This window comes from Acidovorax sp. KPB24-07, from assembly GCF_057543315.1.
The window spans coordinates 1-886 of the sequence record NZ_BAAJYS010000799.1 but is presented as its reverse complement, the minus strand read 5'-3'; the positions used below and the strand labels follow the sequence as shown (position 1 = coordinate 886).

At 74.4% G+C, this 886-nt stretch carries 2 protein-coding genes and 1 pseudogene; all 3 read right to left on the bottom strand.

Features of this window, described 5'->3' with window-relative positions; genetic code table 11:
• Positions 1 to 257 (bottom strand): annotated as a pseudogene (locus tag AC27IQ_RS25905) (hypothetical protein); the annotation flags it as partial.
• Positions 250 to 381, bottom strand: a complete 132-nt coding sequence (locus AC27IQ_RS25900; RefSeq protein WP_272564113.1) for a hypothetical protein — start codon at positions 379 to 381, stop codon at positions 250 to 252. The gene AC27IQ_RS25900 and the pseudogene AC27IQ_RS25905, both read right to left, overlap by 8 nt.
• An 11-nt stretch (positions 382 to 392) precedes the next feature.
• Positions 393 to 773 carry a hypothetical protein gene (locus AC27IQ_RS25895; protein ID WP_284399342.1) on the bottom strand — a complete coding sequence of 127 codons (381 nt, stop codon included), beginning with the start codon at positions 771 to 773 and terminating at the stop codon, positions 393 to 395.
• Positions 774 to 886 lie beyond the last annotated feature (113 nt).

Here is an 886-nt window from a genome sequence, read left to right as displayed (position 1 = left end):
CGCGCCACCGAGGTGCCCCGGCGGCGCAGGACCACGCAGGCGCCCAGCAGCGCGCCGCCGCCCGGGGCCACGCCCGCCGCCGGCCGCGCCACCATCACGCGGGCCGAACGGCTGCGCAGCAGGCGCCGCCAGCTCGGCAGCGAGATGCGGTCTCCCAGGAACGAGGCGCGCTCGATCGCCTCCAGGGCACGGGCATCGGCAGGCACGCCGGCATCGATCGCCCGCCCGGGCGTGGCACGGGGCCGGGCCTTATTCATGATCGCGCCCGCTGTCCGGGCGCGGGGCCGGGCGCTCCATCCAGTACAGCAGGCACCAGGCGCCGCCGAGCGGCAGGAAGACCACGAGCAGGGCCAGAAAGAGGTGCAGGGCAACGTCGTGCATCGAACAGGTTCTCAGTGCATCCAGTGGGTGGGCCGGGCGATGCGGCCGAATTCCGCGCAGGGCATGCCGGCCGTCAGCAGGCGCAGGCACGCGGCCAGTTCGCCGCGGCGCACGTTCATCTCGATGCGGATGCAGTGCCGGGCCGCATCCACGTCGATGCGGTAGCCCTGCACGCGCGGGCCCAGGATGCGGTGCAGCGAGCGGCGCCCTTCCAGCACGTCGGTATGAAAGAGGCGCAGCGGCAGCACGACGATGTCGCTGTCGGCCGGCGGCCGGGCCTCCAGGGCCACGCGGTGAAGGGTCGGAAAAGCGCAGGAATGCGGCATGGGGCGAGTCGCCGCCACGGGGCCGGAGGGGTGCCGGCGGGCGGTGGCGGGCTGCGGGTGGAACATGGCCCCAGTCTAGGAACGCCGGCATAAAAACGCCGTAAAAAATGCGCCGGCGCCCGTCAATTCCCCGTGAACCCGCCCGGGCGGCGGCCCGCCGCCGGGCCGGCAGGCGCCCG